The following is a 24,929-nucleotide window of genomic DNA, read 5'->3' on the forward strand; positions in this document are numbered from 1 at the left end:
AGCGCTCTCCAAGCGTCCGGGTGCGAGGCGCCGGTGTCAATCCGGCCCCCAGACTCTTCTCAGGCGACGCCGCGGACGGACCGGGGATCCGCGCCCGTCTCCAGCAGCACCGCGACCGGGAGCGTGGCCGCGCCGACCGCCACCGCGTCGGGACCCGTTCGGCCCAGTTCGACGCGGACCTGGCCGTACGGGTGGCGCAACGCGTGCGCGGCGGTCGCGGCCATGATCTCGTCCAGCTTCCGCGCCCCGAGTGCGAGCCCGGCCCAGCCGCCGAGGACGACGAGCTCGGGGTTGAAGAGGTTCACCAGGTTCGCTATGCCGGCGCCGAGGTAGCCCACGGACTCCGCCACCACCCGGCGCGCGACGGCCGACCGCGACGCCAGCAGGTCCTCCAGCGCGGACTGCTCGTCGATCGTCGATCCCTTGCGGCCCAACGCCTCCCGGTAGCGGCCGAGCATGCTCTCGGCACCGGCGTACGCCTCCAGGCAGCCCCGTGCGCCGCACCGGCAGCGCCGTCCGCCGTAGACGATCGTCGTGTGCCCCCACTCCCCCGCGTTGCTGGTCGCCCCTCGCTGCACGACGCCACCGGACACCACCGCGACGCCGACGCCCGAGCCGACCAGCGCGATCACCGCGTGCTGGACCCCGCGACCGGCGCCGAACCACATCTCGGCCTGCCCCTGGGTCTTCGCGCCGTTCTCCAGGAACAGCCGCGGCTCGACACCGGCCGCGTGGATCATCGCCTCGAGCGGGACCGCGTCCCAGCCGATGGTCTGCGCGTGCACCACCGCCGTCGCGCCCTGCTCGACCGTGCCGGGCACACCGACTCCGACGCCGAGCACCGAGGACGCCGCGACGCCGGCCGAGGCCAGGACCTCGTCGACACCCGACGCGATCACCGCGCTGACCGACGCGGGCTCGGCCGCCGCCAGCGGGTGGTCCACGGCGGACAGCTTGGTCATGGCGAAGTCGAACAGCTCCACCTTGATCCCCGTCTCACCCACGTCCACGCCGATGACGTGCCCGAACGCCGGATCGACCCGCAGCAGCACCCGCGGCCTGCCGCCGTCCGACTCGACCGAGCCGGCTTCCGTCAGCAGGCCCTCGTCCAGCAGCTCGCCCGTGATCGTGCTGGCGGTCGCGGCGCTCAGCCCCGTGGCGGAACTGAGCTGCTGACGGCTCAGCGGCCCGTCCAGGAACAGCGCCGTCAGCAGCACCGACCGGTTCTGCCGGCGAAGGTCCCGCACGGTCGCCCGACTACGCACCATGAGGACGGAGGTTAGTTCGAGCCTAAAAATAAGCCTCAGGTCGTGACCTGTTCGTTATTGACTTGACCGCGAGGACAGGCGTCTACTCTACGGCGACCAGAGGGCCTGTCCGGCCTCACCCGCGATGGCACGCGCGGTCACTTCTCTCAAGCGCTCACTTGATTCTTCTCGCTTTCGTTGGAGAACAAGGAGTTTTCATGAGAATCAGGCGTGTTTGCGCTGCCGTCGCCGCGACCGCCCTGGCGTTCACCAGTGCCTGCTCGGCCACGAACCCCGGCAGCACGGGCAATGCGGCCGGGGTGCTGAACGTGGGGATGCCGAACGGGCCGCAAACGGAGAACAACAACCCGTTCCTCAACTCGTCGGCGTCCTCGTCGCTCGGCTACCGGCGGTTGCTCTTCGAGCCGCTCGCCATGGTCAACGAGGTCAAGGTGACCGATCAGCCGAAGCCCTGGCTGGCGACGAAGTTCACCTGGTCGGACAACTTCCACAAGCTGTCGCTCACCATCCGCGACGGCGTCACGTGGTCCGACGGGAAGCCGCTGACGGCCGAGGACGTGGCGTACACCTTCGAACTGCTCAAGAACAACCCCGGCCTCAACATCGAAGGCGTTCCGTACCAGGACATCTCGTTCTCCGGCAGCGAGGTGACCGTCGGCTTCCCGAAGTCGCAGTTCGTCAACCAGAAGAAGATCCTCGAGCAGTTCGTGGTGCCCAAGCACCAGTGGTCGGCGTTCGCGAACCCGTCGACCGAGACGCTGAAGAACCCGATCGGCAGCGGGCCGTACACACTGAAGTCGTTCACGCCGCAGACGGTGACGCTGTCGATCAGGGACAAGTACTGGCAGGAGCTCCCGAAGGTCAAGGAGCTGCGGTACACCTCCTACAGCGACAACAACGCGCAGACCAACGCGCTCGCCACCGGTGCCGCCGAGTGGAGCTTCGTGTTCATCCCCAACTACCAGGCCGCCTACACCAGCAAGGACCAGCAGAACCACAAGCTGTGGTTCCCGCCGGTGCTCGGCGTGCACGGCCTGTGGTTCAACACCAAGGCGAAGCCGTGGGACGACCCGGCGCTGCGGCGCGCGGCGAACATGGTGGTGAACCGCGACGACATCTTCATGCAGGGTGAGGCCGGCTACTTCTACCCGAAGGTCGACAACATCACCGGCATCCCGACGCCCGCCGGTGAGTCGTTCATCGCCCCGCAGTTCAAGGACAAGAAGGTGACCGTCGACGTCGAGGGCGCGAAGAAGGCGCTGACCGACGCCGGGTACACGTTCGACGGGAACACGTTGAAGGGCAAGGACGGCGCCCCCGTCACGATCACGCTCACCGTGCCGTCCGGCTGGTCGGACTACGTCACCGACCTGGAGATCATCAAGGACAACTTCGCCAAGATCGGCATCGACGCCACGGTGAACCTGCAGAACGCCGACGCGTGGACCAAGGCGCTGGACACCGGCGACTTCGGTGCCGCGATGCACTGGACCAACAACGGCCTGACGCTCTACGACATCTACCAGTCCATCATGGACGGTGCGCTGTACAAGCCGATCGGCACCCCTGGCGTGAACGGCAACTACGGTCGCTACGAGAACCCCGCGGCCACCAAGGCGCTGGACGACTTCGCGAACGCCGCCGACGAGTCGGTCCGCAACGCCGCGTTGCACGAGCTGCAGAGGATCTTCGTCGAGGACATGCCGGTCATCATCACCTCGGCGGCCAACGGCGGTGGCCAGTACAGCACGAAGAACTGGGTCGGCTGGCCCAGCGAACAGGACCAGTACGCACCCGTGCAGCCGACGCTCGAGAACGCACTGGACATCGTGCTGAAGCTGAGGCCTGCCTCGTGACGGCCGAGGTAGCGCCGGCGGTCTCCGGGGCGGTCTCGACCGAGATCGTCCTGGAGGCCGACGGCCTCACCAAGCACTTCCCGATCCGGACCCCGATGGCGCGCACGACGAAGGCCGTGCGCGCGGTCGAGGGGGTCTCGCTGCGGCTGCGGCGGGGCAGCGTCACCGCGCTTGTCGGCGAGTCCGGCTCGGGCAAGTCGACGGTGGCGCGGCTGCTCGCCCAGCTGTACCCGCTGACGTCCGGCGAGATCCGGTTGCACGGCCGGCCTGTTGCCGTGCAACGGGGCTGGGCGCACGGCAGGCGGTTCCGCGCGTACTGCCGTCAGGTGCAGATGATCTTCCAGGACCCGTTCGCGTCGCTCAACCCCGTGCACACCATCCGTTACCACCTGACCAGGGCGCTCACCATCCACGGTAACCGCGGCGACGACCTGGAGACGTCGCTCGCGGACCTGCTGACCCGCGTGCACCTGACACCCGCGGAGCGATACCTGGACAGGTACCCGCACGAGCTGTCGGGCGGGCAGCGGCAACGCGTGGCGATCGCCCGCGCGCTCGCCGCGAGTCCCGAGGTGCTGCTGGCGGACGAGCCGGTGTCCATGCTGGACGTCTCGATCCGGCTCGGCGTGCTGAACCTGTTGCGCGACTTGAAAGAGCGGCTGCATCTGTCCATTCTCTACATCACGCACGACATCGCGTCCGCACGCTACTTCGCGGACGAGACGGTCGTGATGTACGCGGGCCAGGTCGTCGAGGGCGGCGACAGCGAGACGGTCACGCAGAAGCCCGCGCACCCGTACACGCAGCTGCTGATCGACTCCGCGCCGGACCCGGACCGCGTCGCGCTGGACGAGAAGGACGGCGGCGCGGGTGAGCCGCCGAGCCTGATCGAGCCACCGCCGGGGTGCCGGTTCCACCCGCGCTGCCCGTTCGCGATGGACGTCTGCCGCACGGACGTCCCGCCGCGCTTCGAGCTGGGCGACGGGCACTTCGCGGCGTGCTGGCTGTACCGGGAGGAACCGTGAGCTACTTCCTCAAGCGGTTCGGCTTCTACCTCCTCACCGCCTGGGCGGCGATCACGATCAACTTCTTCGTGCCGAGGATGATCCCCGGCGACCCGGTGCAGGCGCTGATCACCAAGCAGCGCGGGCAGATGACGAGCGAGTCCGTCCGGTCGCTCTACGTCCTCTTCGGACTGGACAAGAACGAGAGCCTGGCCAGCCAGTACTTCTCCTACCTCGGGCAGCTCGCCCGCGGTGACCTCGGCATGTCGTTCACCTTCTTCCCGAGCCCGGTGTCGGACGTGATCGGCGACGGGCTGCCGTGGACCGTCGGGCTGGTCGGCATCACGACGGTGATCGGGTTCCTGCTCGGCACCGCCGCGGGTGCCGTGGTGGGCTGGCGGCGCGGAACCTGGGCGGACAGCCTCATCCCGGTCACCACCTTCGTGTCGTCGATCCCGTACTTCTGGCTCGGCCTGGTGGCGATCGCGCTGCTCACCGGCCCCGGGAGCTTCTTCCCCGCGTCCGGCGCCTACGAGATCGGCCTGGTGCCGAACTGGGACTGGCAGTTCATCGGCAGCACCATCCAGCACGGCCTGCTGCCAGGACTGACGATCCTGGTGTCGTCGGTCAGCGGCTGGATTCTCAGCATGCGCAACATGATGGTGACCGTCTCGTCGGACGACTACGTGACCGTCGCGCACGCGAAGGGCCTGTCCGAACGCCGGGTCATGCTCGCCTACGCCGCCCGCAACGCGTTGCTGCCCAACGTCTCCGGCTTCGCGCTGGCGCTCGGGTTCATCGTCGGCGGCACGCTGCTCGTGGAGATCGTCTTCTCCTACCCCGGCCTCGGCCTGCAGCTGTTCCAGGCCGTCGGCGCCAAGGACTACCCGCTGCTGCAGGGCATCTTCCTCATCATCACGCTGTCCGTGCTGCTGGCGAACCTCCTCGCGGACGTCGCCTACCTCGCGCTGGACCCGCGCACCCGCAGGGAGGTTTGATGCGCTCCAACGCCAAGGCGCTCACCGGACTGGTCATGCTCGGCGGGTTCGTCGTGCTGGCCGTCGTCGGCCCGTGGCTCGCACCGTTCGACCCGTCGATGCGCAGCAACGCGTTGCTGCAGCCGCCGTCGTCGACGCACTGGTTCGGCACCACGCACCTGGGTCAGGACATCTTCAGCCAGGTGCTCGCCGGCACCCGCAGCGTGGTGTTCGTCGGCGCTGTCGCCGGTCTCGTCGCCACCGTGCTGTCGGTGCTGGTCGGCATCACCGCCGGCTACCTGAGCGGGTCGGCGGGCGAGGGTCTGTCGGCGCTGTCGAACGTGTTCCTGGTGATCCCGGCGCTGCCGTTGATCATCATCATCACCTCGTCGCTGCCCGAGACGAGCAACTTCACGATCGCGCTGGTGATCGGGCTGACGTCGTGGGCGTGGAACGCGCGGGTGCTGCGCGCGCAGACCTTGTCGTTGCGCAGGCGCGACTACGTGGAGGCCGCGCGGGCCAACGGCGAGTCGACGTGGCGGATCATCCTCTTCGAGATCCTGCCGAACCTCACCGCCGTCATCGCGTCCGGGTTCGTCGGCACCGTGCTGTTCGCGGTGATCTCCGAGATCACGCTGGCGTTCATCGGCGTGTCCGACGCGGGCGGCTGGAACTGGGGCACGGTCCTGTATTGGGCCCAGTCGCAGCAGGCTCTCGCGCAGGGCGCGTGGTGGTGGTTCGTGCCCGCCGGTCTCGCGATCGCGCTGCTCGGCACGTCGCTGTCGCTGGTCAACTTCGGTATCGACGAGTACGTCAACCCGCGCCTGCGCACCCGTTCCTCGCTGCGCGGTGTGCGGATGCGCGTCGGCTTCACCCCCGTGCTCGCCAAGGAGTCGTCATGAAGGAACGCATTCTCGAGGTGCGCGGGCTGAACGTCGACTACGGCGTCGGCCCGGAGGCGGTGCGGGCGGTCCGGAACGTGGACCTGACCCTGCACCGCGGCGAAGTTCTCGGTCTGGCCGGGGAGTCCGGCAGTGGCAAGTCCACTTTGGCCTACGGCATGACCCGGCTGCTGCCACCTCCGGGTGTGGTGGCCGGTGGCGAGGTGGCGTACCACCTCGACGACGGCACGACCGTCGACCTGCTGCGGATGCGCGACGCGGACCTGCGGCGGCTGCGGTGGTCGGAGATCGCCATCGTCTTCCAGGGCGCGATCAACTCGCTCAACCCGGTCCAGCGGATCGCGGCTCAGCTGATGGACGTGATCAAGGCGCACTCACCCCGGTCGACGCCGCGTGCCCGGCAGGACCGGGCCCGTGAGCTGCTGACCCTGGTCGGCATCGCGAGCGACCGGCTGACCAGCTATCCGCACGAGCTGTCCGGTGGGATGCGGCAGCGGGTGATGATCGCGATGGCGCTGGCGCTCGAACCACGCGTGGTGATCATGGACGAGCCGACGACCGCGCTGGACGTGGTGGTGCAGAGGCAGATCCTGCGTACCCTGGTCGAACTGCGCGAACGGCTCGGGTTCTCGGTCGTGTTCATCACGCACGACCTGTCGCTGCTGGTCGAGTTCTCGGACCGGATCGCGATCATGTACGCGGGACAGGTCGTCGAAGAGGCCGTGTCCGCCGATCTGTACCGCGCTCCCCTGCACCCCTACAGCGACGGGCTGCTGCGGTCGTTCCCGGCGTTGAAGGGACCGCGGCGGGAGCTGTCGGGCATCGCCGGGTCGCCGCCCGACCTGCGGATGATGCCGAGCGGGTGCCCGTTCCACCCGCGGTGTGCCCGCGCCATCGACGTCTGCGCCGAGCAGACACCGGTGCTGGGGCAGAGCAAGGACAACCGCTCGGTGGCCTGCTGGCTGCACCCGGTCGCGGTGAACTGAACCGCCCTTCACGCCGTTCCGGCGGCGCGTGCGGCGCGGCGGGACAGTTCGCCGAACGCGGCACGCAGGGCCGGTGGGCCGACGACCTCGACCTCGGTGTCGAAGCGCGCCAGCCCGGCGGCGAGCGAGGCCCAGGACCAGGACCCGGTCACCAGCCTCGTCCGCGAGGGACTGATCTCCGACGCGACACCGTCCCCCGCGAACGGCGCCACCTCGGCCAGGGGAAGGTCGAGGACCACTTCGCCCTGGCAGGCCCACGAGCCGGTGGCGGAGCCCTTGAACCGGGCGGCGAGGAACGCGGCGACGTCCCCGCCGGGCACCTCGCGGCGGGCGAAGCGGGGGCCGTTCGGGACGCGGGGCGTCATGCGGTCGACGCGGTAGGTGCGCCAGTCCTCCCGTTCTGCGCTCCAGCCCACCAGGTACCAGCGACCGGCGCGGACCACCAGGTGGTGGGGCTGCACGCGGCGAGGGGCGGGGTTCTCCGGACGGCCCGGCGAGCGGTAGTCGAAGCGCACCTCCTCGCGGGCACGGATGGCGCTGCTCACGGTGAGCAGGACCTCGGTGTCCGCTTGCTGGCGGTGTCCGGACTCCGCGGCGGTGATCTCCAGGTCGTCCACTCGCCGGCGCAGGCGCGACGGCATCACCTGACGCACGGTGGTGAGGGCTCGCGCGGCGGCCTCCTCGATGCCCGCGCCGGTCGTCACGGCGATCCGCAGCGCCACGGCCAGTGCGATCGCCTGGTCCTCGTCGAACAGCATGGGCGGCATCTCGCTGCCTGCTTCCAGGCGGTAGCCACCGTCGGGTCCCTTCACGGCGTGCACCACGTAGCCGAGTTCACGCAGACGGTCCACGTCGCGGCGCACGGTGCGTTCGCTGACACCCAGGCGTTCGGCCAGCAGCATTCCCGGCCAGTCACGGCGGACCTGCAGCATCGACAGCAACGCCAGCAGACGGCCCGAGGTCGTTGTCGAGGATGCGATCGGCATGACGTCAGTTTGGCACGAGAAGCGGACGTTCCCTGTCCTGTACGGCTGAGAACGTGGTTCCTGCCGCCGGAAGCCTCCGGCGGCGAGAACCATCACTCGAAGGACCGGACATGTCGCTCAACGCTGTTGCCCACCTCAACTTCCACGGCCAGGCCAGGGACGCCCTGGAGTTCTACCGGTCGGTGTTCGGCGGGCACGCCGTCATCGCCACCTACGGCGACTTCGGCATGCCCGCGGAGGTGCCCGGCGCGCAGAACGTGGTCTTCGGACAGGTCGTCGCGGACAACGGCTTCCAGGTCATGGCCTACGACGTGCCCGGCGAGAACACGCCACGGCCCCAGGGCACCACGCGCCGGGAGAACGGCGCCACGATCACCTCGGAGCCCTTCTTCCTGGCCGTCAACGGGGAGTCCGTCGAGGAGGTCACCGAGTACTGGGACCGCCTCAGCGACGGTGCGACGGTGATCGAGGCCTTCGGCCCCGCGCAGTGGGCGCCTGGTTTCGGCATGCTCACCGACCGGTACGGCGTCACGTGGATCCTCCAGGTCCCGGCCGGCCAGGCCTGAGGCAACACGGAACGTACGGGTGGCGTGGTCCCGGACCACGCCACTCCCCTCGGCACGTAGAACTCCGAGCTAGGCCAGCAACGTTTCGGCCAGCCGTTTCGCCGATTGGAAAGGCCGGGCGGTCCGCGCGACCACGGCCATCGCGGCGGCGCCCTCCAGCAGGAGCATCAGCTCTTCCGCGAGCGGCTCGGCACGCTCGGGCGCGAACCGCTCCAGCTGCGCGCGCAGGTAGTCCCGCACCGCCGACTTGTGATGCCGGACGACGACGTGGACCGGGTCGGCGGGGTCCGGGACCTCCGAGGTGGCGTTGAGGAAGGCGCAGCCGCGGTAGTCGTCGCGGGTCAGCCACGCTTCGTAGGCGGTGAAGACCGCCAGCACCCGTTCCCGCGGCGAGGCGTGCCCGGCCGTGATGGCGTCGATCTGCTGCTGCCACAACCGGTCGCGTTCGCGCAGGTAGGCGACGACGAGGCCGCTCTTGGAGCCGAAGTTGTGGTAGAGGGCCGCCTTCGTCACGCCGGCCTGAGCCGCCACCGTGTCGACGCCGACGGCACGGATGCCGTCGCGGTAGAACAACGTCGACGCGGCTTCGAGCACCTTCGCCCTGGCACCGCCGGGAGGGGTTCGGCTCACGTCATCTCTCCAGACAGATCGGTATGGGCTACTGCCTGCGCAGATCTGGTTCCAGCTTGACACTATACAGACCTGTCTGTTTGCTGGCTGGAATGGCAATGGACACGAGGACGAGCAGCAGGTGGTGGCTGACCGCGGCGATCAGCGCCGCGGTGATCGCGCTTTGCTACGGCTTCGCGCGCTACGCGTACGGCCTGTTCGTGCCGCGGTTCAGCGAGACGTTCGGGCTCACGACCGTCGCCGCCGGCGTGCTCGCCGGGTTGTCCACCGCCGGGTACGGGATCGGGCTGCTCGTCGCCTCCCGGACCGCCTCGCGCGCCGCCCGCGGCACGGTGCTGATCGCCGGCTCGTCGGCCGCGCTCGGGCTCGGCCTCATGGCGCTGCCCGCAGGGGTGGCGGTGTTCGCGGCGGGGATCGTCATCGCGGGGGCCGCCGCGGGTCTCGTCTCCCCCGCGGTGGCGCAACTGATCGGCGAGACGACTGGTTCGCCCGTCCAGGACCGCGCGCAGACCTGGGCGAACACGGGAACCGGACTCGGGCTGGCCGCCTCGGCGTTCACCCCGCTGCTGGCGTACGACTGGCGCGCGATCTGGGCGGCGTTCGCCGTGCTCGGCGTGGTGGTGACGGTGATCGCCTGGCGGACGCTGCCCCGGCCACCGGAACCCGTTCGGGAGCCGGTTTCCGCCACTCCGCGCGGCCTGTTCCCGCTGTTGCTCAACTCCGTGCTGATCGGGGTCACGAGTGCGCCGTACTGGACGTTCTCGACCTCCCGGCTCAGCGAGATCGGCCTGAGCCCGGTCGCCGCGACCTGGTGCTGGTTCACGATCGGGATGGCCGGACTGCTCGGCGGCGTTGCAGGACGGGCGGCCGAACGCTTCGGGTTGCGTGCCGTCAACCTCGCCACCTGGACGCTGGCGGCGGCCGGCATCGCCCTGCTCGGTCTGCCCGATCCGGGCGTGCCGGGGGCGCTGATCTCCAGCGCGTTGTTCGGCGCGACCTACATGGCGCTGACCGGGCTGTGCATAGTGTGGGCCGCACGCCTGTTCCCCGCTCGTCCCGCGCCCGGCGTCGTGTGGTCGTTCGTCGGGCTCGGCGTCGGCCAGACCGCCGCGTCACCACTGGCCGGCGCGGCGACCTCCGGCATCGGGCCGGCCGCCGTGTTCGCGCTGACCGGCCTGGTGGCGCTCGTCGCCTGGGGCCAGCTCCACTCCCGCCTCGGGCCACCACCGCCGTAGCCGGGACCGCTGCCGTCGCGGCGGCGAGTCGATCAGGTGCCGCGGACGCGCAGACCGTCGAACGCCACCGTCGCCACCATGTCCGCGAGGTCGGCCGCGCTCAGACCACCCTGCGGCCGGTACCACTCGATGACCGAGTTGACCATGCCGAACAGCAGCCGGGTCGTCATCGCCGGGTCGATGTCCGCGCGGAGGTCACCCTCGGCCGCCGCGTCGGCCACCAGGGCGGTGACGATCTGGTCGAACTCGCGGCGGCGGGCCAGCGCGTTGCGTTCGGTCTCGCTGTTGCCCCGGACGCGCAGGAGGAGTGTGACGAACGGGAGTCGCTCGACGAGGACCGTGACGCTGCCGCGGACGAGGTGCTCCAGGCGGCCGACCGCTCGGCCGCCGATCGCGTCGAGTTTCGCCACCTCGGCGAACAGGCCGTCCAGCGCGCGGTCGACGGCCAGCCGGAGCAGGGCTTCCTTGCTCGGCACGTGGTGATAGATCGCGGACTTGGCCACGCCCAGGCGGGTGGCCAGGTCCTGGATGCTGGTGCCGTCGTAGCCGCGCTCGTAGAACAGCTCGGCGGCGGCCTTGAGCAGCGTCTCCAGGTCGTAACCCGGTCGGCCGCGGCGCCGTGCCCCGCCGTTCTCCGTCGTGGTCATGCGGTGCAGTGTCCCAAACGTCATGAGGGTGGCGTGATCTCCCTGCCCAGCGAACGGCTGCGGCCGCGGAACTCGGCGATCACGGTGCCGCCGCGCCGCACGGTGACGTCGTAGAGGCCGGAACGGCCGCGCAACGCCACCTCCCGTGCTTCGGCGACGAGGAGGTCGCCCAGGCGTGCGGGTTCGAGGAAGTCGATCTGGAAGCCCGCTGCGACGGTCACGGTGCCATGGCTGTTGCAGGCCACGGCGAACGTGCTGTCGGCGAGCGTCGCGATCAGGCCACCGTGGCAGATCTCCCAGCCGTTGACCATGTCCTCGCGCACGCGCATCGACACGCGGGCGGAACCCGGTTCGACGTGGTCGATCTCCATGCCGAGCGCCTTGCTCGCGGCGTCGGTGGCCCACATGACCTCGGCGTGCCGGCGTGCGGTCACCACCGGTAGAACCCCTCCCCCGTCTTGCGGCCCAGCTGACCGGCCGCGACCTTGTCCCGCAACAACCGCGGCGGCGCGAAGCGCGGGCCGAGCTCGCGTTCGAGGTGCTCCGCGATGGCGAGGCGGACGTCGAGACCCACGATGTCGGTGGTGCGCAACGGTCCCACCGGGTGCCGGTAGCCGAGGGTCATGGCGCTGTCGATGTCCTCGGCGGAGGCGACCCCTTCCTCCACCATCCGCATGGCCTCCAGCGCGATGGCCACGCCGAGGCGGCTGCTCGCGAACCCCGGCGAGTTCCGCACGGTGATCGCGTGCTTTCCCAGTCCCCGCACCCAGTCCTGGGCCCGCTCGACCAGAACGGCCGGGGTCTGCTCGCCGACCACGACCTCGACGAGGTCGCTCGCGGGCACGGGGTTGAAGAAGTGCAGTCCTATCAGGACGGACGGGTCGGGCAGCGCCCGCGCCAGCACGTCGATCGACAACGAGCTGGTGTTCGTGCCGATCACGGCGTCCGGTGCGGATCGCGCGACCGTGGCGAGCACGGTGTGCTTCAGCTCGACGAGCTCGGGAACCGCCTCGACCACCAGCGTCGCCCCGGAAAGCTGTGCGGGATCGGTGACCACGGTGACCGTGCCGCCGACCGCGATGCCCTTCTCCGCTGCCTTGGCGAGGCTCTTCTCCACGCGGGCGCGCGCGGCGTCCGCGGCGGCCTCTGTCTCGACGACCGTCACGGTGCTCCCGGCGACCGCGAACGCGTGCGCGATGCCGGCGCCCATGCGTCCACCGCCGTACACGCCAACCGATGCGGGAACCGTCATCACACACGCTCCAGCAGTAGCGCCGAACCCTGGCCGACTCCCACGCACATGGTCGCGAGGCCCCGGCGCGCACCGGCGCGTTCGAGGCGGCCCAGCAACGTGATGGCGATCCGGGTGCCCGAGCAGCCCAGCGGGTGGCCGAGCGCGATGGCGCCACCGTCGGCGTTGACGATCTCCTCGTCGAGCCCGAGATCCCGCACGCACGCCAGCGACTGCGACGCGAACGCCTCGTTCAGCTCGACCGCGTCGAGGTCCGAGATGGACCAGCCGGAACGCTCCAGCGCCTTGCGGGTGGCGGGAACCGGGCCGATGCCCATGACCGCGGGAGCCACCCCGGCGTTGGCTCCGGCGACGAGCCGGGCCCGTGGCTGCAGGCCGTGCGCGGCCGCATACCGTTCACTCACCACGACAACGGCGGCCGCACCGTCGTTGAGCGAGCTGGAGTTGCCCGCGGTGATCACGCCGCCGGGCCCGTGGATCGGCCTCAGCCCGGCGAGCTGCTCCAGGCTGGTGTCCGGACGCGGACCCTCGTCCTCGCCGACCTCGCCGACGGCGACGATCTCGGCGGCGAACCGGCCGTTCTTCCGCGCGTCCACAGCGCGTTGGTGTGAGCGGTAGGCGAAGGCGTCCAGCTCCTCGCGGGTCAGCTTCCACTGCTGCGCCACGCGTTCGGCGGTCTGCGGCATGGACAGCGTGGTATCGGCGTCGAACGCGGGATTGGTGAAGCGCCAGCCGATCGAGGTGTCGAACGACGCACCGGGGCGGGCCCAGGCCTTGCCGGGCTTCTCGGTCACCCACGGCGCGCGCGTCATCGACTCGACACCGCCGGCGACCACGACGTCCGCGTCGCCCGAGGCGATCATCTGGCGGGCCGTGGTGATCGCGGTGAGACCGGAGGCGCACAGCCGGTTCACGGTGAAGCCGGGCACGGTGTCCGGCAGGCCGGCGAGCAGACCCGCCATGCGCGCGACGTTGCGGTTGTCCTCGCCCGCCTGGTTCGCCGCGCCGAAGACGATCTCGTCCACATCGGACGGATCGATGCCGGTGCGGTCGACGACGCTGCGCACCACGAGTGCGGCCAGGTCGTCCGGGCGGATCTGCGAGAGAGCGCCGCCGTACCGGCCGATCGGCGTCCGGACGCCGTCGAGGATGAAGGCCTCGGTCACGAACTTGCTCCTAGGTCAGGCGTCGAAGTCGACGGTCACGGTGTCGCTGACGGGGAACGTCTGGCAGGTCAGCACGAAGTCGCGAGCGACCTCGCCGGGATCGAGGGCGTAGTTGCGGACCATCTCGGCCTCGCCGTCGCAGATCCGCGCCCGGCAGGTGCCGCAGACACCGCCCTTGCACGCGAACGGCAGGTCGCCGCGCACCTGTTGGGCGGAGTCGAGGATGGTGGCGTCGCGGCGCATCGGCGTGGTGGTCTTGCGGCCGTCGAGCACGACCGTGACCTCGCTGGTGTCGCCCTCGACGACGTTCTCGGCGTGCCGCAACCGCGGCGGCGGCGAGTCCACGTAGAACAGTTCGAAGTGGACTCGTTCGGCGGGGACTCCCAGGTCCGCGAGCACTGTGCGGGCGTCGGCCAGCATCTCGAACGGCCCGCACAGCCACACGTGGTCCATCTCGGCGACCGGCACCAGCACGGTGAGCAGCTGGCGCAACCGGTCCGCGTCCAGCCTGCCGGAGAACAGCTCGACGTCGCGGGGTTCGCGGGACAGGACGTGCACGAGGTCGAACCGGCTGGTGTGCGCGTTCTTCAGGTCCGCCAGCTCTTCGGCGAACATCACCGTGTTCGTCGTGCGGTTGCCGTACAACAGGGTCACGCGCGCGTCCGGGTTGCTCAGCACCGACGACGCGATCGACAGCATCGGCGTGATCCCGGAACCGGCGGCGATGCACAGGTGACGGCCACCGGCGGCGGGATCCGCCCGGAAACTGCCAGAAGGCGCCTGCACCTCGACGGAGTCGCCCGGTCGCACGTCCCGCACCAGCCACTGCGAGAACAGGCCACCGGGGATCTCCCGCACGCCGATGCGCGGCGCCTGCCCGACCGGCGCGCAGATCGAGTAGGTGCGGCGGTGTTCGACGCCGTCCACGACCCGGCGCAGCGTGAGCGACTGCCCTGCCTCGAACGCGAACATTTCGCGCAGGTCGTCCGGCACGGCGAAGGTGATGGCCGCGGCGTCGTCGGTGACCCGGTCGACCGCGGACACGGCCAGCGGGTGGAACGCCATGTCAGATCTCCTTCACGTGGTCGAACGGCTCCAGGCACGCCCGGCAGCGGTACAGCGCCTTGCACGCGGTCGAGCCGAACTCCGAGGTCAGCTCCACGTCACCGGAGTCGCAACGGGGACAGCGGATCGCCCGGCGGGCGGGCTTGAGCGCGAGCAGCACCGGACCTTCGCGGCGCGCGGGTCCCGGCGGAGAGATCCCGGCCTCGGCCAGCGCGGAACGGCCTCGCGGCGTGATCCAGTCGGACGTCCAGGCCGGGCTCAGCGCGACGCGCACCCGCACATCGGCGAATCCCTCGTCCCGCAACGCGCGCACGAGGTCGTCGCGCATGGTCGCCATCGCCGGGCAACCGGAGTAGGTCGGGGTGATGTCGACGACCACCGCGCCGTCCGCGATCGCGACATCACGCAACACCCCGAGGTCGGCCAGGGTCAGCATCGGCAGCTCGGGGTCGACGACGGTCTCGGCGACCGCCTTCGCACGGGTCACCGTGGTCAGTACCGTCACCACAGCCCCCTCGGGTGTGCGCGGGCGACACTTTGCATGTCCGCCAACAGCTCGGTGAGTGCCTCGGTGTGCACGCCGTCGCGTCCACGGAGTGCGGCCGGCGCAGCGCCGGGCATGTCGATCCGCGCTGCGGCGAACACCTGCTCCAGCACGACATCCACCTCCGCCGGAGCGGCCAGAGCTACCCAGTGCGGCCAGAGCGCGTCCACGGCGGTCAGCACGCGACGGCGCGACTCGTCCGTTCCCCTGGCCAGCGTCACGAACCAGCGGGCGGAGAAGTCCCGGTGGTACGCCAGTTCCTTGCGCCCCTTGGCCGCGACCGCCGCCAGCACCACGTCCGGGTGCGGTGCCAGCCGCTCGAACTCCGCCAGCCGCCAGGTGCTCAACAGCAGCAACCGGGTGACCGTCTCGGCGAAGTCGCCGTTCGGCAGCTCGGCCAGCACCACGTTCAGGAACTGCTCGCCGTCGCGGAAGAACGCGAGGGCGTCCTCGGCGGGCACCGGCGAGCCCTCCGGCAGCACCGGCACGAGCGAGGGGTCCGCCGCCGCTGCGCGGGCGAGCAGCAACCGGGCCTGGCCGAGCAGGTCCAGCGCGATGTTGGCGATCGCGATGTCCTCCTCCAGGTCCGGAGCGCGGCTGCACCACTCCGAGAGCCGTTGGGAGAGCACGAGAGCGTCGTCGCCGAGCATCAGGCAGTAGCGGGCGAGCCCGGCTGCGTCGACACCGTCCGGGACTGTCGTGTCCACGCCGGCCAGTGGGTCCTCGAAGTCGGTGCCGAACGCCCAGTGGGCGTCGTTCACCAGCAGGTCGGCATCGTTGATCATCAGCCAGGCCTCACATGTGCGGGACGTGTGCGGGGATGTCGTAGAAGGTCGGGTGCCGGTAGACCTTGTCGCCGCTCGGGGCGAACAGCGGGTCCTTCTCGTCCGGCGACGACGCGGTGATCGCGTCGGCGCGCACGACCCAGATCGACACGCCCTCGTTGCGGCGGGTGTAGACGTCCCGCGCGTGCATCAGGGCGAGCTTGTCGTCCGGGGCGTGCAGCGAGCCGACGTGCACGTGGTTGAGGCCGCGCTTGCTGCGCACGAACACCTCGTAGAGCGGCCACTCACTCATCGCGCTTCCTCCAGTTTCGCGAACGCCACCGCGGCCTCGCGCACCCACGCGCCGTCTTCGTGCGCCTTGCGCCGGTGGTCGAGTCGTTGGGCGTTGCACGGCCCGTTTCCCTTGACCACGGCCCAGAACTCGTCCCAGTCGGGCTCGCCGAAGTCGTGCGCCTGCCGTTCGGGGTTCCACTCCAGGTCCGGATCGGGCAGCGTCACGCCGAGTGCCTTCGCCTGCGGCACCGACATGTCGACGAACTTCTGGCGCAGCTCGTCGTTGGTGTCGCGCTTGATCCCCCACGCCATCGACTGCTCGGTGTTGGGCGAGGCGTCGTCGGGCGGGCCGAACATCATCAGCGCGGGCCACCAGAAGCGGTTCACCGACTCCTGCACCATCTCGCGTTGATCGTCGGTACCGCGCATCATCGTCATCAGCAGCTCGTAGCCCTGCCGCTGGTGGAACGACTCCTCCTTGCAGATGCGGATCATCGCCCGGCCGTAGGGCCCGAAGGACGTCCGGCACAGCGGCACCTGGTTGCAGATCGCGGCTCCGTCGACGAGCCAGCCGATCGTGCCGACGTCGGCGTAGGACGGCGTCGGGTAGTTGAAGATCGACGAGTACTTCTGCGTGCCGGCCAGCAGCTTGTCCGTCAGCTCGCGGCGCGACGTGCCGAGCGTCTCGCACGCCGAGTACAGGTACAGCCCGTGGCCCGCCTCGTCCTGCACCTTGGCCAGCAGGATGGCCTTACGCCGCAACGACGGCGCGCGGGAGATCCAGGCGCCCTCCGGCTGCATGCCGATGATCTCGGAGTGCGCGTGTTGCGCGATCTGCCTGACCAGCGTCCTGCGGTAGGCGTCGGGCATCCAGTCCCGCGGCTCGACCCGGTCGCCACGGCGGATCGTCTCCTCGAAGTGCTCCGCGAGCTCTGTCATCGAGCAGCTCCTCAAACGATTTACTGACCGAACGTTCTGTTATACCGTTGCACAGGAGAGCCGCGAAGGGCAACAGTCTGCGAAGGGAACCTGCACAGTGACTGCACTGCTGGAGAGCTACGCCGCGGGCCGCTGGTTCCGGGCCAGGGCCGAGGGAGAGCCGCTGCTCGACGCGGTGACCGGCGAGGAGGTCGCGCGGTTGTCGAGCGAGGGCCTCGACCTGCGCGAGATGACCGAGCACGCCAGGCGCGTCGGCGGGCCGGCGATCCGCGAGCTGACGTTCCACCAGCGCGCCCTGCTCATCAAAGAGCTGGCCAAGCACCTCAGCGCCGAGAAGGACTCGCTGTACGAGCTGTCGTACCGCACCGGAGCGACCAAGCGCGACTCGCTCGTCGACATCGACGGCGGCTTCGGCACGTTGTTCAGCTTCGCGAGCAAGGGCGTGCGGGAGCTGCCGAACGACATCGTCGTGCTGGACGGCGGGCTCGAGCGCCTCGGCCGCGAAGGCACGTTCCTCGGCCAGCACATCTACACCTCACGCCCCGGTGTGGCGGTGCAGATCAACGCCTTCAACTTCCCCGTGTGGGGCATGCTCGAGAAGCTCGCGCCCGCGTTCCTCGCCGGTCTGCCGAGCATCGTGAAGCCCGCCTCGCAGACGGCCTACCTCACCGAGGCCGTGGTCCGCCGGATCATCGAGTCCGGCATCCTCCCGGAGGGTTCGCTGCAGCTGCTGTCCGGCAGCCCGCGCGGCCTGCTCGACGTTCTGGACGAACAGGACTCGGTGGCGTTCACCGGATCCGCGCACACCGCCGGGATTCTGCGCAACCACGCGAACGTCCAGCACGGCGGCGTGCGCCTCCAGGTCGAGGCCGACTCGCTCAACTGCTCGATCCTCGGCCCCGACGTGCGGCCAGACGACCCCGAGTTCGACCTGTTCGTCAAGGGCGTCGTCACCGAGATGACGGTGAAGGCGGGCCAGAAGTGCACGGCGATCCGGCGCGCGATCGTGCCCGAGGCCATCGCCGGCGACGTCACCGAGGCGATCTCCGCGCGCCTGGCCAAGATCACCGTCGGCAACCCCGCCGACGAGACCGTGCGGATGGGCGCGCTGGCGTCGCTCGGGCAGCGGGACGAGGTGCGCAAGGCGGTCGAGGCGTTGCGCACCTCCGCCGAGATCGTGTTCGGCGACCCCAACCAGGTGGAACTCGTGGACGCGGACGCCGAACGCGGCGCGTTCCTCTCCCCCGTGCTGCTGCGGGCCCGCGCGGACGCCGCCGAGCCGCACGACGTCGAGCCGTTCGGCCCGGTGAGCACGCTGATCACCTACCGCACGACGTCGGAGGCGATCGAACTCGCCGCTCGCGGCAAGGGCAGCCTGGTCGGCTCGCTCGTCACGCACGACCCCGGCGTGGCCCGCCAGGTCGTGCTGGGCGTCGCGCCGTGGCACGGCCGGATCCTGGTGCTGGACCGCGACGACGCCAAGGAGTCGACCGGGCACGGCAGCCCGTTGCCGATGCTGGTGCACGGCGGTCCCGGCCGTGCGGGTGGCGGCGAGGAACTCGGTGGCGTGCGTGGCGTCCTGCACCACATGCAGCGCACCGCCGTGCAGGCCTCGCCCGACATGCTCACCGCGATCACCGGCCGCTGGACCACCGGTTCGAAGCGGACGCCCGGCGAGGTGCACCCGTTCCGCAAGTCGTTGGCGGAGCTGGAGATCGGTGACACGGTCGAGTCCGCCACAAGGCAGGTCACGCTGGCCGACATCGACCACTTCGCGGAGTTCACCGGCGACACGTTCTACGCGCACACCGACCCGGAAGCGGCGGCCGCGAACCCGTTGTTCGGCGGGATCGTGGCGCACGGCTACCTGGTGGTGTCACTCGCGGCCGGGTTGTTCGTCGAACCGAACCCCGGTCCGGTGCTCGCGAACTTCGGCGTGGACAGCCTGCGGTTCCTGACGCCGGTGAAGGCCGGTGACACGATCGCGGTGACGCTGACGGTCAAGCAGATCACCCCGCGCACCAACGCCGAGTACGGCGAGGTGCGGTGGGACGCCGTGGTGACCAACCAGGACGGGGAACCGGTCGCCACCTACGACGTGCTGACACTGGTGGCCAAGAACTAAGCGAGACAACGTTGATGAGGGGAGTTTTCCTCAACCTGAGGTTCAGGAAAGCTCCCCTCATCAACCTCACAGCATGAGGTCCGCGGCCTTCTCGCCCACCATGATCGCGGGCGCGTTGGTGTTGCAGGACGGGACGACCGGCATGATCGAAGCGTCGGCCACCCGCAGTCCCGCGACACCGCGCACCCGCAGCCGCGGGTCCACAACGGACAGTTCGTCCACGCCCATCCGGCACGTGCCGGCCTGGTGGTGGTACGTGCCCACGGACCGGCGCGCGAACTCGCGGATGTCGTCACGGGTCTTCGCGTCCGGACCGGGAGCGACCTCGCGCTTGCGCCACTCGTCGAACGCGCGCTGGCCGCCGACCTCGCGGCTCATCTCGATGGCGTCGCACAGGGCTTCGAGGTCGTAGGGGTCGGCAAGGATGTTCGGGTCGACCAGCGCGGGCACCGTCGGGTCCGCGGAGGCGAGCCTGAGCGTGCCGCGGGACTTCGGCGCGACGATGCCGGCCGCGATCGTGTAGCCGTGCTCGGGCATCTCGTAGCCCTCGGCCGGGTAGACGAGGTGCAGGAACAACGGCTGCAAGTCCGGCGCGGCACCCGTCCAGCCGGCGCTGTCGGCGTAGAACTGGGCCTCCAGCAGGTTCGCCTGCCCCGCGGGCAGCGGCTTCGACGACTCGTAGACCACGCTGATCAACGGGTGGTCGTGCAGGTTCTCCCCCACGCCGGGCAGGTCGGCGACCACGTCGATGCCGAGGTCGCGCAGGTGCGCGGCCGGCCCGATGCCACTGCGCAGCAGAATCGACGGCGAACCGATCGTGCCGCCGCACAGGACGATTTCCGCGTCGGCACGGGCGGTACGCCGCTCACCGTCCACAACGTACTCGACGCCCACCGCGCGCCCGTTCTCCACCAGCACCCGGTCGATCAACGCGTTCGTCGTGACGGTCAGGTTCGGGTCGTCCAGCACCGGCGCGACGAAGCTGCGCCACGCGCTCATCCGGCGGCCGTCGCGCACGGTGATCTCGTTGAACCCGACGCCGCGCATGTCGTCGCCGTTGAAGTCCTCGTTGCGCTTGTGCCCGGCCGCGACCGCGGCGTCCACGAAGGCCTGTGCGGTCGGGTGCGGGTCCGTGATCGGGCTGACCGGCAGCGGACCACCCGTGGCGTGGTGGGCGTTCGCCCCGGTGAGGTGGTCCTCGGAACGCAGGAACAGCGGACGCACGTCGTCCCAGCCCCAGCCCGTGCAACCCTGTGCGGCCCAGCCGTCGTAGTCGGCGGCGTGCCCGCGCATGTAGATCATCCCGTTGAGCGAGCTGCTGCCGCCCAGCACCTTGCCGCGCGGCCAGAACAACGAGCGGTTGTTCGCGTGCTTCTGCGGGACCGTCATCACCGCCCAGTCCTGCGGCCCGGCCAGCAGCAACGGCCACCCCTGCGGGCTGTGGATCTCCCCGGCCACGTCGGCCGGCCCCGCTTCCAGCACGTGCACGGTCCTGCCCGCGTCCAGCAACCGCCGCGCGAGCGTGCTCCCCGCTGACCCGGCGCCGACGATGACGTAGTCGCTGCTGCTCATCGCAACCCTCTCCACTCGGTGGTGACGGGAGCCACTGTGCGACGCGGGCCGGGCGGCGACTTGACGTGCGGCGAACCGGAGTTGCCGTCTCGCGCACCTGCCGTGGAACCCGATCAGCACGTGGGACGATGACGGGGTGAGCGAGACACCCAAACGCGGGCGGTGGCAGACGCCGTACAACCTCGAGCGGTTGCTGGAGGTCGCCGTGCGGGTGTTCACCGAACGCGGCTACGACGGCACGAGCTTCCAGCACCTCACCCAGGCGTCCGGGCTGTCCAGGTCCTCGATCTACCACCACGTGGAGAGCAAGGAACAGCTGCTGCGGCTCGGACTCGAACGCGCGCTGGAGCCGTTGATGGCGAGCACGGCCGAGGAAGGCGCGACGACGGGTCGCCCGATCGACCGGCTCACCTACCTGATCAAGCGCAACGTCGAGATCCTCGCCGCCGAGCTGCCGTACGTGCAGCTGCTGCTCAGCGTGCACGGCAACACCGAGACCGAACGGTGGGCGCTGGAGCAGCGGCGCACGTTCGACAAGGTGGTCGCCGGGATGGTGCAGGACGCGATCGACGAAGGCGACGTGCGCGCCGACCTCGACGCGCGCACCACCGCTCGCCTGCTGTTCGGCACGATCAACTCGCTGGCCGAGTGGTACAAGCCGGAGCGTGGCCGCAAGCCCGGCGAGCTCGCGGACCAGATCTGCTCGATGATCCTGCGCGGCATCCAGACCTGATCCGCGAACCGGCCTCAGCCGGGAACGGTGAACCCGAGCGCCGTCGAGGCCGCGCCACGCGCCCACGCCACCGCCGACCAAGGACACGCCACGCACCCACACCACCGCCGACTCAGCCGCGGCACGTGCTCGCCGCGGTCACCTCAGTGCGGAGGTGGACGTGGGGACCACCCTGGTGACCTTGATCTGGTCCACGAGCAGGAGTTCCCGCACCTCGGGACCGATCTCCCGCTGCCACCGGTCGCTCTCGTAGACCTTGGCGTACAAGGCGATCCGTTCCTGTTCGTCCTCGAACCGGCGGATCCAGACGTAGCCGCCGGGGTCCTCCTCGTCGATGAACGACGCGGTGACCGACATGCCCTGTTCCACCTGGAACGGGATGACGGTCGCCTCCATGTAGCGGACCCACTCGTCCCGCCGTCCCGGCTGGACCTGGTAGCGGCGAATCTCGTAGAACATCAGTCGCGCTCCGATCGCTGCCGGGGTTTCAGGAGGTGACGCGGAGGACGAGCTTGCCGCGGGTGCGGTTGGACTCGCCCCGCTCGTGGGCCGCCGCGACCTGCTCGAGCGGGAACGTCTCCGCGACCTCCACCACCACGTCGCCGGAGTCGATGAGCTCGGCGATGCGGGTGAGCGCCGGGCCGTCCGGCTCGACCAGGAAGGGCGAGACCCGCACGCCCTTCGCCTCGGCGGCCGCGGCCAGTTCGGGTGACACGCCGGCGGGGATGGCGACGAGCAGCCCGTCTGGACGAAGGACCTCCAGCGACCGGGTGCTGGTGTCGTCGTGGACGTCGCCGACGAGGTCGATCACGACGTCGACGCCGGAGACCACGTCCTCGAACCGGACCTCGGTGTAGTCGACGACCTCGTCCGCGCCGAGCTTGGTGAGCCAGGTGTGACCGCCGGCGCGGGCGGTGCCGATCACGTGGGCGCCGAGGTGCTTGGCGAACTGCACGGCCAGGTGCCCGACACCACCGGCGGCGGCGTGGATCAGCACGCGCTGGCCTGCCTTGACCTGCGCGGTGTCGACCAGGGCCTGCCAGGCGGTCAACGCGGCGAGCGGTACCGCCGCGGCCTGCTCGTGGCTGGCGGTGGAGGGCTTGCGGGCGAACTGCCGCGCCGGCGCGGTCACGTACTCGGCGTAGGCACCGGCCGCCCGCGGGAACCACGGCATGCCGTAGACCTCGTCGCCTTCCTTGAGCGTCGTGACGCCGAAGCCGACCTTCTCCACGACACCGGAGACGTCCCAGCCGAGGACGAAGGGCGGCGTCCCGAGCACGCCGGCCATTCCCCCGCCGGCCCTGGTCTTCCAGTCCACCGGGTTGACGCCGGCCGCGTGCACCTTCACCCGGACCTCGGTCGGCAACGGTTCGGGCCGCGGCACTTCCCGCACCGAAAGCACGTCGGGGCCGCCGAGGGCGTCCTGGACAACGGCGCGCATCGATGAGTTGGACACTGGTTCTCTCCCTGGTTCACCCGCTCGGAGAGATCTCGACATGATCTCTCCCTGGACGCGGCCAAGGTATCCCCGGGGTTGTAGTTACCCGCAAGGGCTAGTACTTTCGATCGGGAAGTATCGAGGTGAGGGGCTTGAGATGACCACAGTCTGTCTGACAGGGCAGCATTCCGACCACGACGTCTACGCCGCGCAGTGCCCGTGCCGGGCGATGCTGGACCTGCTGGCGAACAAGTGGTCCGCGCTGGCCATCGGTGCCCTCGAGGAAGGCCCGCAACGGTTCGGACAGCTCCAGCGGCACCTCCAGGGCGTCAGCCCGAAGGTGCTGACGCAGAGCCTGCGGCGTCTCGAGGAGTTCGGCCTCGTCGACCGCACGGTCTACCCCGCTGTGCCGCTGCACGTCGAGTACTCGCTGACCGAACTGGGGCACAGCGCGGCCGTGCCGCTGCGGATGCTGCGCACCTGGGTCGAGGACAACATCGACAAGGCGGCGGTGGCCGGCGCCACGGCCGCCTCCTGCGCGAGCGACGCCACCTGACCGTTCCGTGTTTCCGTGCGAGATCAGGTCGGCCATTGCGGGACCTGGTGTCTTCCCGCGTACTCGGACGCGCGGTCGTCATGCAGTGGCTCACGTGGTGCCGTCATGCCGGCCTCGGCACGCGGCGCTGTCATCGTCACCCCATTAGCGGGTCCGCCGACCAGGTACTTGGCGTAGAGCTCGTCGAATATCGGCGTTGCACTCATGCACAGAATGGTGATGAGGCGATGTCACGAATTCTGTCACAACGCGTTTAAACCGCTTGATCAGGTGATGTTCGGTAGCCGTCCGAATGCGCCACAAGCCAGAAGAGCCAGGTTTCCCGCGCACGCCGAAGCGCCCGGCTGGAAGTTTCCAGCCGGGCGCTCACGTGACCACGGCGGCCGCGAAGGAGGAAGGAGAACGCCTTCGCGAGCACAATGACCGCCTTGTCCCGCCGGATATCGACGAGATCAGGCACTTGCTGGCATCCGGGTCTTTACCGCACCCGTGTGCGCGAACCGAACCCCGGCCCAGAGGACGCACGTCCACTCACCCGCGTCGTGGCCTCTGGCGGAAGTCGGGGGTCACGGCAGTGTCACGACGCGCAGTATTCGGACGTACCGGCCCCCGAAGAACTCAACCGGTATGAGCCAATGCGTCGACCGCCTTGCAGACGCACCGACTCCGCTCCGGGTGACGCGCCACGGTTGCGGTACTCACCCGCGATGAAGGACGACTCAGTCGTCGTCTTCGGAGTGGTCGTGGTCGTGGTGCACGTGGTGGTGCACGTCGACGTCGGCGTCCGGGTTCGCGCACGAACCGCTGTCGTTGTTGGAGAGAATCGGCACCGCGATGACGTTCACGTCCACGTGGCAGATGTTGATGTCGCTGAGCAGCTCGGAGTCTTCCATGTTGACCAGGCCGACCTGGTGGTTGTGGTCGTACTCGTAGGCGAGCTTCATCATGTCGTCCATTGCACCGCCCTGCGTCGCGAACGCGGGCGTGCCCATCATCAGGAAACCCGCGCCAATAGCAGCCGCGGCAACAGCCTTCTTCAGCATGCGATTTTCTCCTCGCTAACCAGTCGTTCACTCTGCACGTGCATCAAGGAGAGGAACGGAGCCCGGCACCCCGGCCACAGCTCCGCTCCCAGCCGGAGGAACGGCGCCGTCAGAGGACGGCGCCGTCTCACGTCAGTTGTCGTCCGGGTTGGCGCACAGGCCGCTGTCGTTGTCCGACAGCACCGGCACCGCGATGACGTTGACGTCGATGAAGCAGGCGTTCAGATCGCTGAGAACCTCGGAGTCGTCCAGGTCGACGAGGCCGACCTGCTCCGTGATGTCCAGCTCAGGGGCATCGGCCAGCGCAGTGGTACCAAAACCGAGGAATGCGCCCGCGATGGCGACGGCCGCCCCTGCCTTCTTCAGCACGAAAATCTCCTT

28 protein-coding genes are annotated in these 24,929 nt (G+C 69.8%); 10 read left to right on the forward strand and 18 right to left on the reverse strand.

Annotation, left to right across the window (positions count from 1 at the left end; all coding sequences use genetic code 11):
• Positions 1–59: 59 nt before the first annotated feature.
• Positions 60–1,268: an ROK family protein gene (locus ACRSBM_RS21590; RefSeq protein ID WP_434445437.1), complete on the reverse strand. Its 1,209-nt coding sequence runs from the start codon at positions 1,266–1,268 to the stop codon at positions 60–62.
• Positions 1,269–1,465: 197 nt separating this feature from the next.
• On the opposite strand from ACRSBM_RS21590, the gene ACRSBM_RS21595 reads away from it, so the two are divergent.
• Genes ACRSBM_RS21595 through ACRSBM_RS21615 form a run of 5 tightly spaced genes read left to right on the forward strand, consistent with a single transcriptional unit; the run spans position 1,466 to position 6,993 of the window.
• Positions 1,466–3,124, forward strand: a complete 1,659-nt coding sequence (locus ACRSBM_RS21595; protein WP_434445438.1) for an ABC transporter substrate-binding protein — start codon at positions 1,466–1,468, stop codon at positions 3,122–3,124.
• Complete coding sequence (locus ACRSBM_RS21600) at positions 3,121–4,149, forward strand: ABC transporter ATP-binding protein (RefSeq protein WP_434445439.1); 1,029 nt, start codon at positions 3,121–3,123, stop codon at positions 4,147–4,149. Before ACRSBM_RS21595 ends, ACRSBM_RS21600 begins: the two co-directional genes overlap by 4 nt.
• Complete coding sequence (locus ACRSBM_RS21605) at positions 4,146–5,126, forward strand: ABC transporter permease (RefSeq protein WP_434445440.1); 981 nt, start codon at positions 4,146–4,148, stop codon at positions 5,124–5,126. The genes ACRSBM_RS21600 and ACRSBM_RS21605 overlap by 4 nt, the downstream gene beginning before the upstream one ends.
• The gene (locus ACRSBM_RS21610) at positions 5,126–6,007 is read left to right on the forward strand and encodes an ABC transporter permease (protein WP_434445441.1); all 882 of its coding nucleotides are present in this window, start codon (positions 5,126–5,128) and stop codon (positions 6,005–6,007) included. Before ACRSBM_RS21605 ends, ACRSBM_RS21610 begins: the two co-directional genes overlap by 1 nt.
• Positions 6,004–6,993 (forward strand): ABC transporter ATP-binding protein, encoded by a 990-nt coding sequence (locus tag ACRSBM_RS21615; RefSeq protein WP_434445442.1) that lies wholly within the window; start codon positions 6,004–6,006, stop codon positions 6,991–6,993. Before ACRSBM_RS21610 ends, ACRSBM_RS21615 begins: the two co-directional genes overlap by 4 nt.
• 8 nt (positions 6,994–7,001) lie before the next feature.
• On the opposite strand, the gene ACRSBM_RS21620 is transcribed toward ACRSBM_RS21615, so the two are convergent.
• Positions 7,002–7,979, reverse strand: coding sequence for a helix-turn-helix transcriptional regulator (locus ACRSBM_RS21620; protein WP_434445443.1), 978 nt, complete (start codon positions 7,977–7,979; stop codon positions 7,002–7,004).
• A gap of 110 nt (positions 7,980–8,089) precedes the next feature.
• On the opposite strand from ACRSBM_RS21620, the gene ACRSBM_RS21625 reads away from it, so the two are divergent.
• A complete protein-coding gene (locus ACRSBM_RS21625; protein WP_434445444.1) occupies positions 8,090–8,545 on the forward strand; it encodes a VOC family protein in 456 nt (151 codons plus the stop codon).
• Positions 8,546–8,614: 69 nt separating this feature from the next.
• Here ACRSBM_RS21625 and ACRSBM_RS21630 read toward each other — a convergent pair whose 3' ends face one another.
• Positions 8,615–9,175, reverse strand: coding sequence for a TetR/AcrR family transcriptional regulator (locus ACRSBM_RS21630; RefSeq protein WP_434445445.1), 561 nt, complete (start codon positions 9,173–9,175; stop codon positions 8,615–8,617).
• Between the two features lie 98 nt (positions 9,176–9,273).
• On the opposite strand from ACRSBM_RS21630, the gene ACRSBM_RS21635 reads away from it, so the two are divergent.
• Positions 9,274–10,410 carry an MFS transporter gene (locus tag ACRSBM_RS21635; protein ID WP_434445446.1) on the forward strand — a complete coding sequence of 379 codons (1,137 nt, stop codon included), beginning with the start codon at positions 9,274–9,276 and terminating at the stop codon, positions 10,408–10,410.
• A gap of 32 nt (positions 10,411–10,442) precedes the next feature.
• Here ACRSBM_RS21635 and ACRSBM_RS21640 read toward each other — a convergent pair whose 3' ends face one another.
• Genes ACRSBM_RS21640 through paaA form a run of 9 tightly spaced genes read right to left on the reverse strand, consistent with a single transcriptional unit; the run spans position 10,443 to position 17,081 of the window.
• Positions 10,443–11,057 (reverse strand): TetR/AcrR family transcriptional regulator, encoded by a 615-nt coding sequence (locus tag ACRSBM_RS21640; RefSeq protein WP_434445448.1) that lies wholly within the window; start codon positions 11,055–11,057, stop codon positions 10,443–10,445.
• Between the two features lie 20 nt (positions 11,058–11,077).
• Positions 11,078–11,464, reverse strand: coding sequence for a hydroxyphenylacetyl-CoA thioesterase PaaI (paaI, locus tag ACRSBM_RS21645; RefSeq protein WP_434453164.1), 387 nt, complete (start codon positions 11,462–11,464; stop codon positions 11,078–11,080).
• Positions 11,465–11,487: 23 nt separating this feature from the next.
• Positions 11,488–12,309, reverse strand: coding sequence for a 3-hydroxyacyl-CoA dehydrogenase family protein (locus ACRSBM_RS21650; protein WP_434445449.1), 822 nt, complete (start codon positions 12,307–12,309; stop codon positions 11,488–11,490).
• Positions 12,309–13,475 (reverse strand): thiolase family protein, encoded by a 1,167-nt coding sequence (locus ACRSBM_RS21655; protein ID WP_434445450.1) that lies wholly within the window; start codon positions 13,473–13,475, stop codon positions 12,309–12,311. Before ACRSBM_RS21655 ends, ACRSBM_RS21650 begins: the two co-directional genes overlap by 1 nt.
• Before the next feature lie 15 nt (positions 13,476–13,490).
• The gene (paaE, locus tag ACRSBM_RS21660; protein WP_434445451.1) at positions 13,491–14,540 is read right to left on the reverse strand and encodes a 1,2-phenylacetyl-CoA epoxidase subunit PaaE; all 1,050 of its coding nucleotides are present in this window, start codon (positions 14,538–14,540) and stop codon (positions 13,491–13,493) included.
• 1 nt (position 14,541) lies between these two features.
• Entirely contained in the window at positions 14,542–15,036 is a 495-nt protein-coding gene (gene paaD / locus ACRSBM_RS21665) for a 1,2-phenylacetyl-CoA epoxidase subunit PaaD (RefSeq protein WP_434453166.1), read from the reverse strand.
• A 5-nt stretch (positions 15,037–15,041) separates the two neighbouring features.
• Complete coding sequence (paaC, locus tag ACRSBM_RS21670) at positions 15,042–15,869, reverse strand: 1,2-phenylacetyl-CoA epoxidase subunit PaaC (RefSeq protein ID WP_434445452.1); 828 nt, start codon at positions 15,867–15,869, stop codon at positions 15,042–15,044.
• A gap of 10 nt (positions 15,870–15,879) precedes the next feature.
• Complete coding sequence (gene paaB / locus ACRSBM_RS21675; RefSeq protein ID WP_434445453.1) at positions 15,880–16,161, reverse strand: 1,2-phenylacetyl-CoA epoxidase subunit PaaB; 282 nt, start codon at positions 16,159–16,161, stop codon at positions 15,880–15,882.
• Complete coding sequence (paaA, locus tag ACRSBM_RS21680) at positions 16,158–17,081, reverse strand: 1,2-phenylacetyl-CoA epoxidase subunit PaaA (protein ID WP_434445454.1); 924 nt, start codon at positions 17,079–17,081, stop codon at positions 16,158–16,160. Before paaA ends, paaB begins: the two co-directional genes overlap by 4 nt.
• Before the next feature lie 97 nt (positions 17,082–17,178).
• On the opposite strand from paaA, the gene paaZ reads away from it, so the two are divergent.
• Complete coding sequence (gene paaZ / locus ACRSBM_RS21685; protein WP_434445456.1) at positions 17,179–19,206, forward strand: phenylacetic acid degradation bifunctional protein PaaZ; 2,028 nt, start codon at positions 17,179–17,181, stop codon at positions 19,204–19,206.
• Between the two features lie 66 nt (positions 19,207–19,272).
• Here the strand turns inward: paaZ and ACRSBM_RS21690 are convergent, their stop codons facing one another.
• A complete protein-coding gene (locus ACRSBM_RS21690; protein ID WP_434445457.1) occupies positions 19,273–20,778 on the reverse strand; it encodes a GMC family oxidoreductase in 1,506 nt (501 codons plus the stop codon).
• Between the two features lie 136 nt (positions 20,779–20,914).
• Here ACRSBM_RS21690 and ACRSBM_RS21695 point away from each other — a divergent pair, with 136 nt between their 5' ends.
• Complete coding sequence (locus tag ACRSBM_RS21695; RefSeq protein ID WP_434445458.1) at positions 20,915–21,511, forward strand: TetR/AcrR family transcriptional regulator; 597 nt, start codon at positions 20,915–20,917, stop codon at positions 21,509–21,511.
• 138 nt (positions 21,512–21,649) lie between these two features.
• On the opposite strand, the gene ACRSBM_RS21700 is transcribed toward ACRSBM_RS21695, so the two are convergent.
• Both ACRSBM_RS21700 and ACRSBM_RS21705 read right to left on the reverse strand, forming a co-directional pair.
• Positions 21,650–21,970: an NIPSNAP family protein gene (locus ACRSBM_RS21700; RefSeq protein ID WP_434445459.1), complete on the reverse strand. Its 321-nt coding sequence runs from the start codon at positions 21,968–21,970 to the stop codon at positions 21,650–21,652.
• Between the two features lie 28 nt (positions 21,971–21,998).
• Positions 21,999–22,952 (reverse strand): NADP-dependent oxidoreductase, encoded by a 954-nt coding sequence (locus ACRSBM_RS21705; protein WP_434453167.1) that lies wholly within the window; start codon positions 22,950–22,952, stop codon positions 21,999–22,001.
• A 154-nt stretch (positions 22,953–23,106) separates the two neighbouring features.
• On the opposite strand from ACRSBM_RS21705, the gene ACRSBM_RS21710 reads away from it, so the two are divergent.
• Positions 23,107–23,505: a winged helix-turn-helix transcriptional regulator gene (locus tag ACRSBM_RS21710; RefSeq protein ID WP_434445460.1), complete on the forward strand. Its 399-nt coding sequence runs from the start codon at positions 23,107–23,109 to the stop codon at positions 23,503–23,505.
• Between the two features lie 23 nt (positions 23,506–23,528).
• On the opposite strand, the gene ACRSBM_RS21715 is transcribed toward ACRSBM_RS21710, so the two are convergent.
• The 3 genes from ACRSBM_RS21715 to ACRSBM_RS21725 all read right to left on the reverse strand — a co-directional run bounded on the left by ACRSBM_RS21715 (position 23,529) and on the right by ACRSBM_RS21725 (position 24,917).
• Positions 23,529–23,711 (reverse strand): hypothetical protein, encoded by a 183-nt coding sequence (locus tag ACRSBM_RS21715; RefSeq protein WP_434445461.1) that lies wholly within the window; start codon positions 23,709–23,711, stop codon positions 23,529–23,531.
• A gap of 513 nt (positions 23,712–24,224) precedes the next feature.
• A complete protein-coding gene (locus ACRSBM_RS21720) occupies positions 24,225–24,548 on the reverse strand; it encodes a hypothetical protein (protein WP_434445462.1) in 324 nt (107 codons plus the stop codon).
• 132 nt (positions 24,549–24,680) lie between these two features.
• Entirely contained in the window at positions 24,681–24,917 is a 237-nt protein-coding gene (locus tag ACRSBM_RS21725) for a hypothetical protein (RefSeq protein ID WP_434445463.1), read from the reverse strand.
• Positions 24,918–24,929: the final 12 nt, after the last annotated feature.

The organism is Lentzea xerophila (assembly GCF_051094245.1).
GTDB classification, from domain to species: Bacteria; Actinomycetota; Actinomycetes; order Mycobacteriales; family Pseudonocardiaceae; genus Lentzea; species Lentzea xerophila.

Coding starts and splice junctions, on each gene's coding strand:
- ACRSBM_RS21710 (WP_434445460.1), top strand. CDS start 23,107: ATGACCACAGTCTGTCTGACAGGGCAGCATTCCGACCACGACGTCTAC.
- ACRSBM_RS21620 (WP_434445443.1), bottom strand. CDS start 7,979: ATGCCGATCGCATCCTCGACAACGACCTCGGGCCGTCTGCTGGCGTTG.
- paaE (WP_434445451.1), bottom strand. CDS start 14,540: ATGGCGTTCCACCCGCTGGCCGTGTCCGCGGTCGACCGGGTCACCGAC.
- ACRSBM_RS21635 (WP_434445446.1), top strand. CDS start 9,274: ATGGACACGAGGACGAGCAGCAGGTGGTGGCTGACCGCGGCGATCAGC.
- ACRSBM_RS21640 (WP_434445448.1), bottom strand. CDS start 11,057: ATGACCACGACGGAGAACGGCGGGGCACGGCGCCGCGGCCGACCGGGT.
- ACRSBM_RS21700 (WP_434445459.1), bottom strand. CDS start 21,970: ATGTTCTACGAGATTCGCCGCTACCAGGTCCAGCCGGGACGGCGGGAC.
- ACRSBM_RS21615 (WP_434445442.1), top strand. CDS start 6,004: ATGAAGGAACGCATTCTCGAGGTGCGCGGGCTGAACGTCGACTACGGC.
- ACRSBM_RS21650 (WP_434445449.1), bottom strand. CDS start 12,309: ATGACGGTTCCCGCATCGGTTGGCGTGTACGGCGGTGGACGCATGGGC.
- ACRSBM_RS21720 (WP_434445462.1), bottom strand. CDS start 24,548: ATGCTGAAGAAGGCTGTTGCCGCGGCTGCTATTGGCGCGGGTTTCCTG.
- ACRSBM_RS21610 (WP_434445441.1), top strand. CDS start 5,126: ATGCGCTCCAACGCCAAGGCGCTCACCGGACTGGTCATGCTCGGCGGG.
- ACRSBM_RS21705 (WP_434453167.1), bottom strand. CDS start 22,952: ATGCGCGCCGTTGTCCAGGACGCCCTCGGCGGCCCCGACGTGCTTTCG.
- paaB (WP_434445453.1), bottom strand. CDS start 16,161: ATGAGTGAGTGGCCGCTCTACGAGGTGTTCGTGCGCAGCAAGCGCGGC.
- ACRSBM_RS21595 (WP_434445438.1), top strand. CDS start 1,466: ATGAGAATCAGGCGTGTTTGCGCTGCCGTCGCCGCGACCGCCCTGGCG.
- ACRSBM_RS21690 (WP_434445457.1), bottom strand. CDS start 20,778: ATGAGCAGCAGCGACTACGTCATCGTCGGCGCCGGGTCAGCGGGGAGC.
- ACRSBM_RS21625 (WP_434445444.1), top strand. CDS start 8,090: ATGTCGCTCAACGCTGTTGCCCACCTCAACTTCCACGGCCAGGCCAGG.
- ACRSBM_RS21590 (WP_434445437.1), bottom strand. CDS start 1,268: ATGGTGCGTAGTCGGGCGACCGTGCGGGACCTTCGCCGGCAGAACCGG.
- paaA (WP_434445454.1), bottom strand. CDS start 17,081: ATGACAGAGCTCGCGGAGCACTTCGAGGAGACGATCCGCCGTGGCGAC.
- ACRSBM_RS21715 (WP_434445461.1), bottom strand. CDS start 23,711: ATGAGTGCAACGCCGATATTCGACGAGCTCTACGCCAAGTACCTGGTC.
- paaC (WP_434445452.1), bottom strand. CDS start 15,869: ATGATCAACGATGCCGACCTGCTGGTGAACGACGCCCACTGGGCGTTC.
- paaI (WP_434453164.1), bottom strand. CDS start 11,464: ATGTGGGCCACCGACGCCGCGAGCAAGGCGCTCGGCATGGAGATCGAC.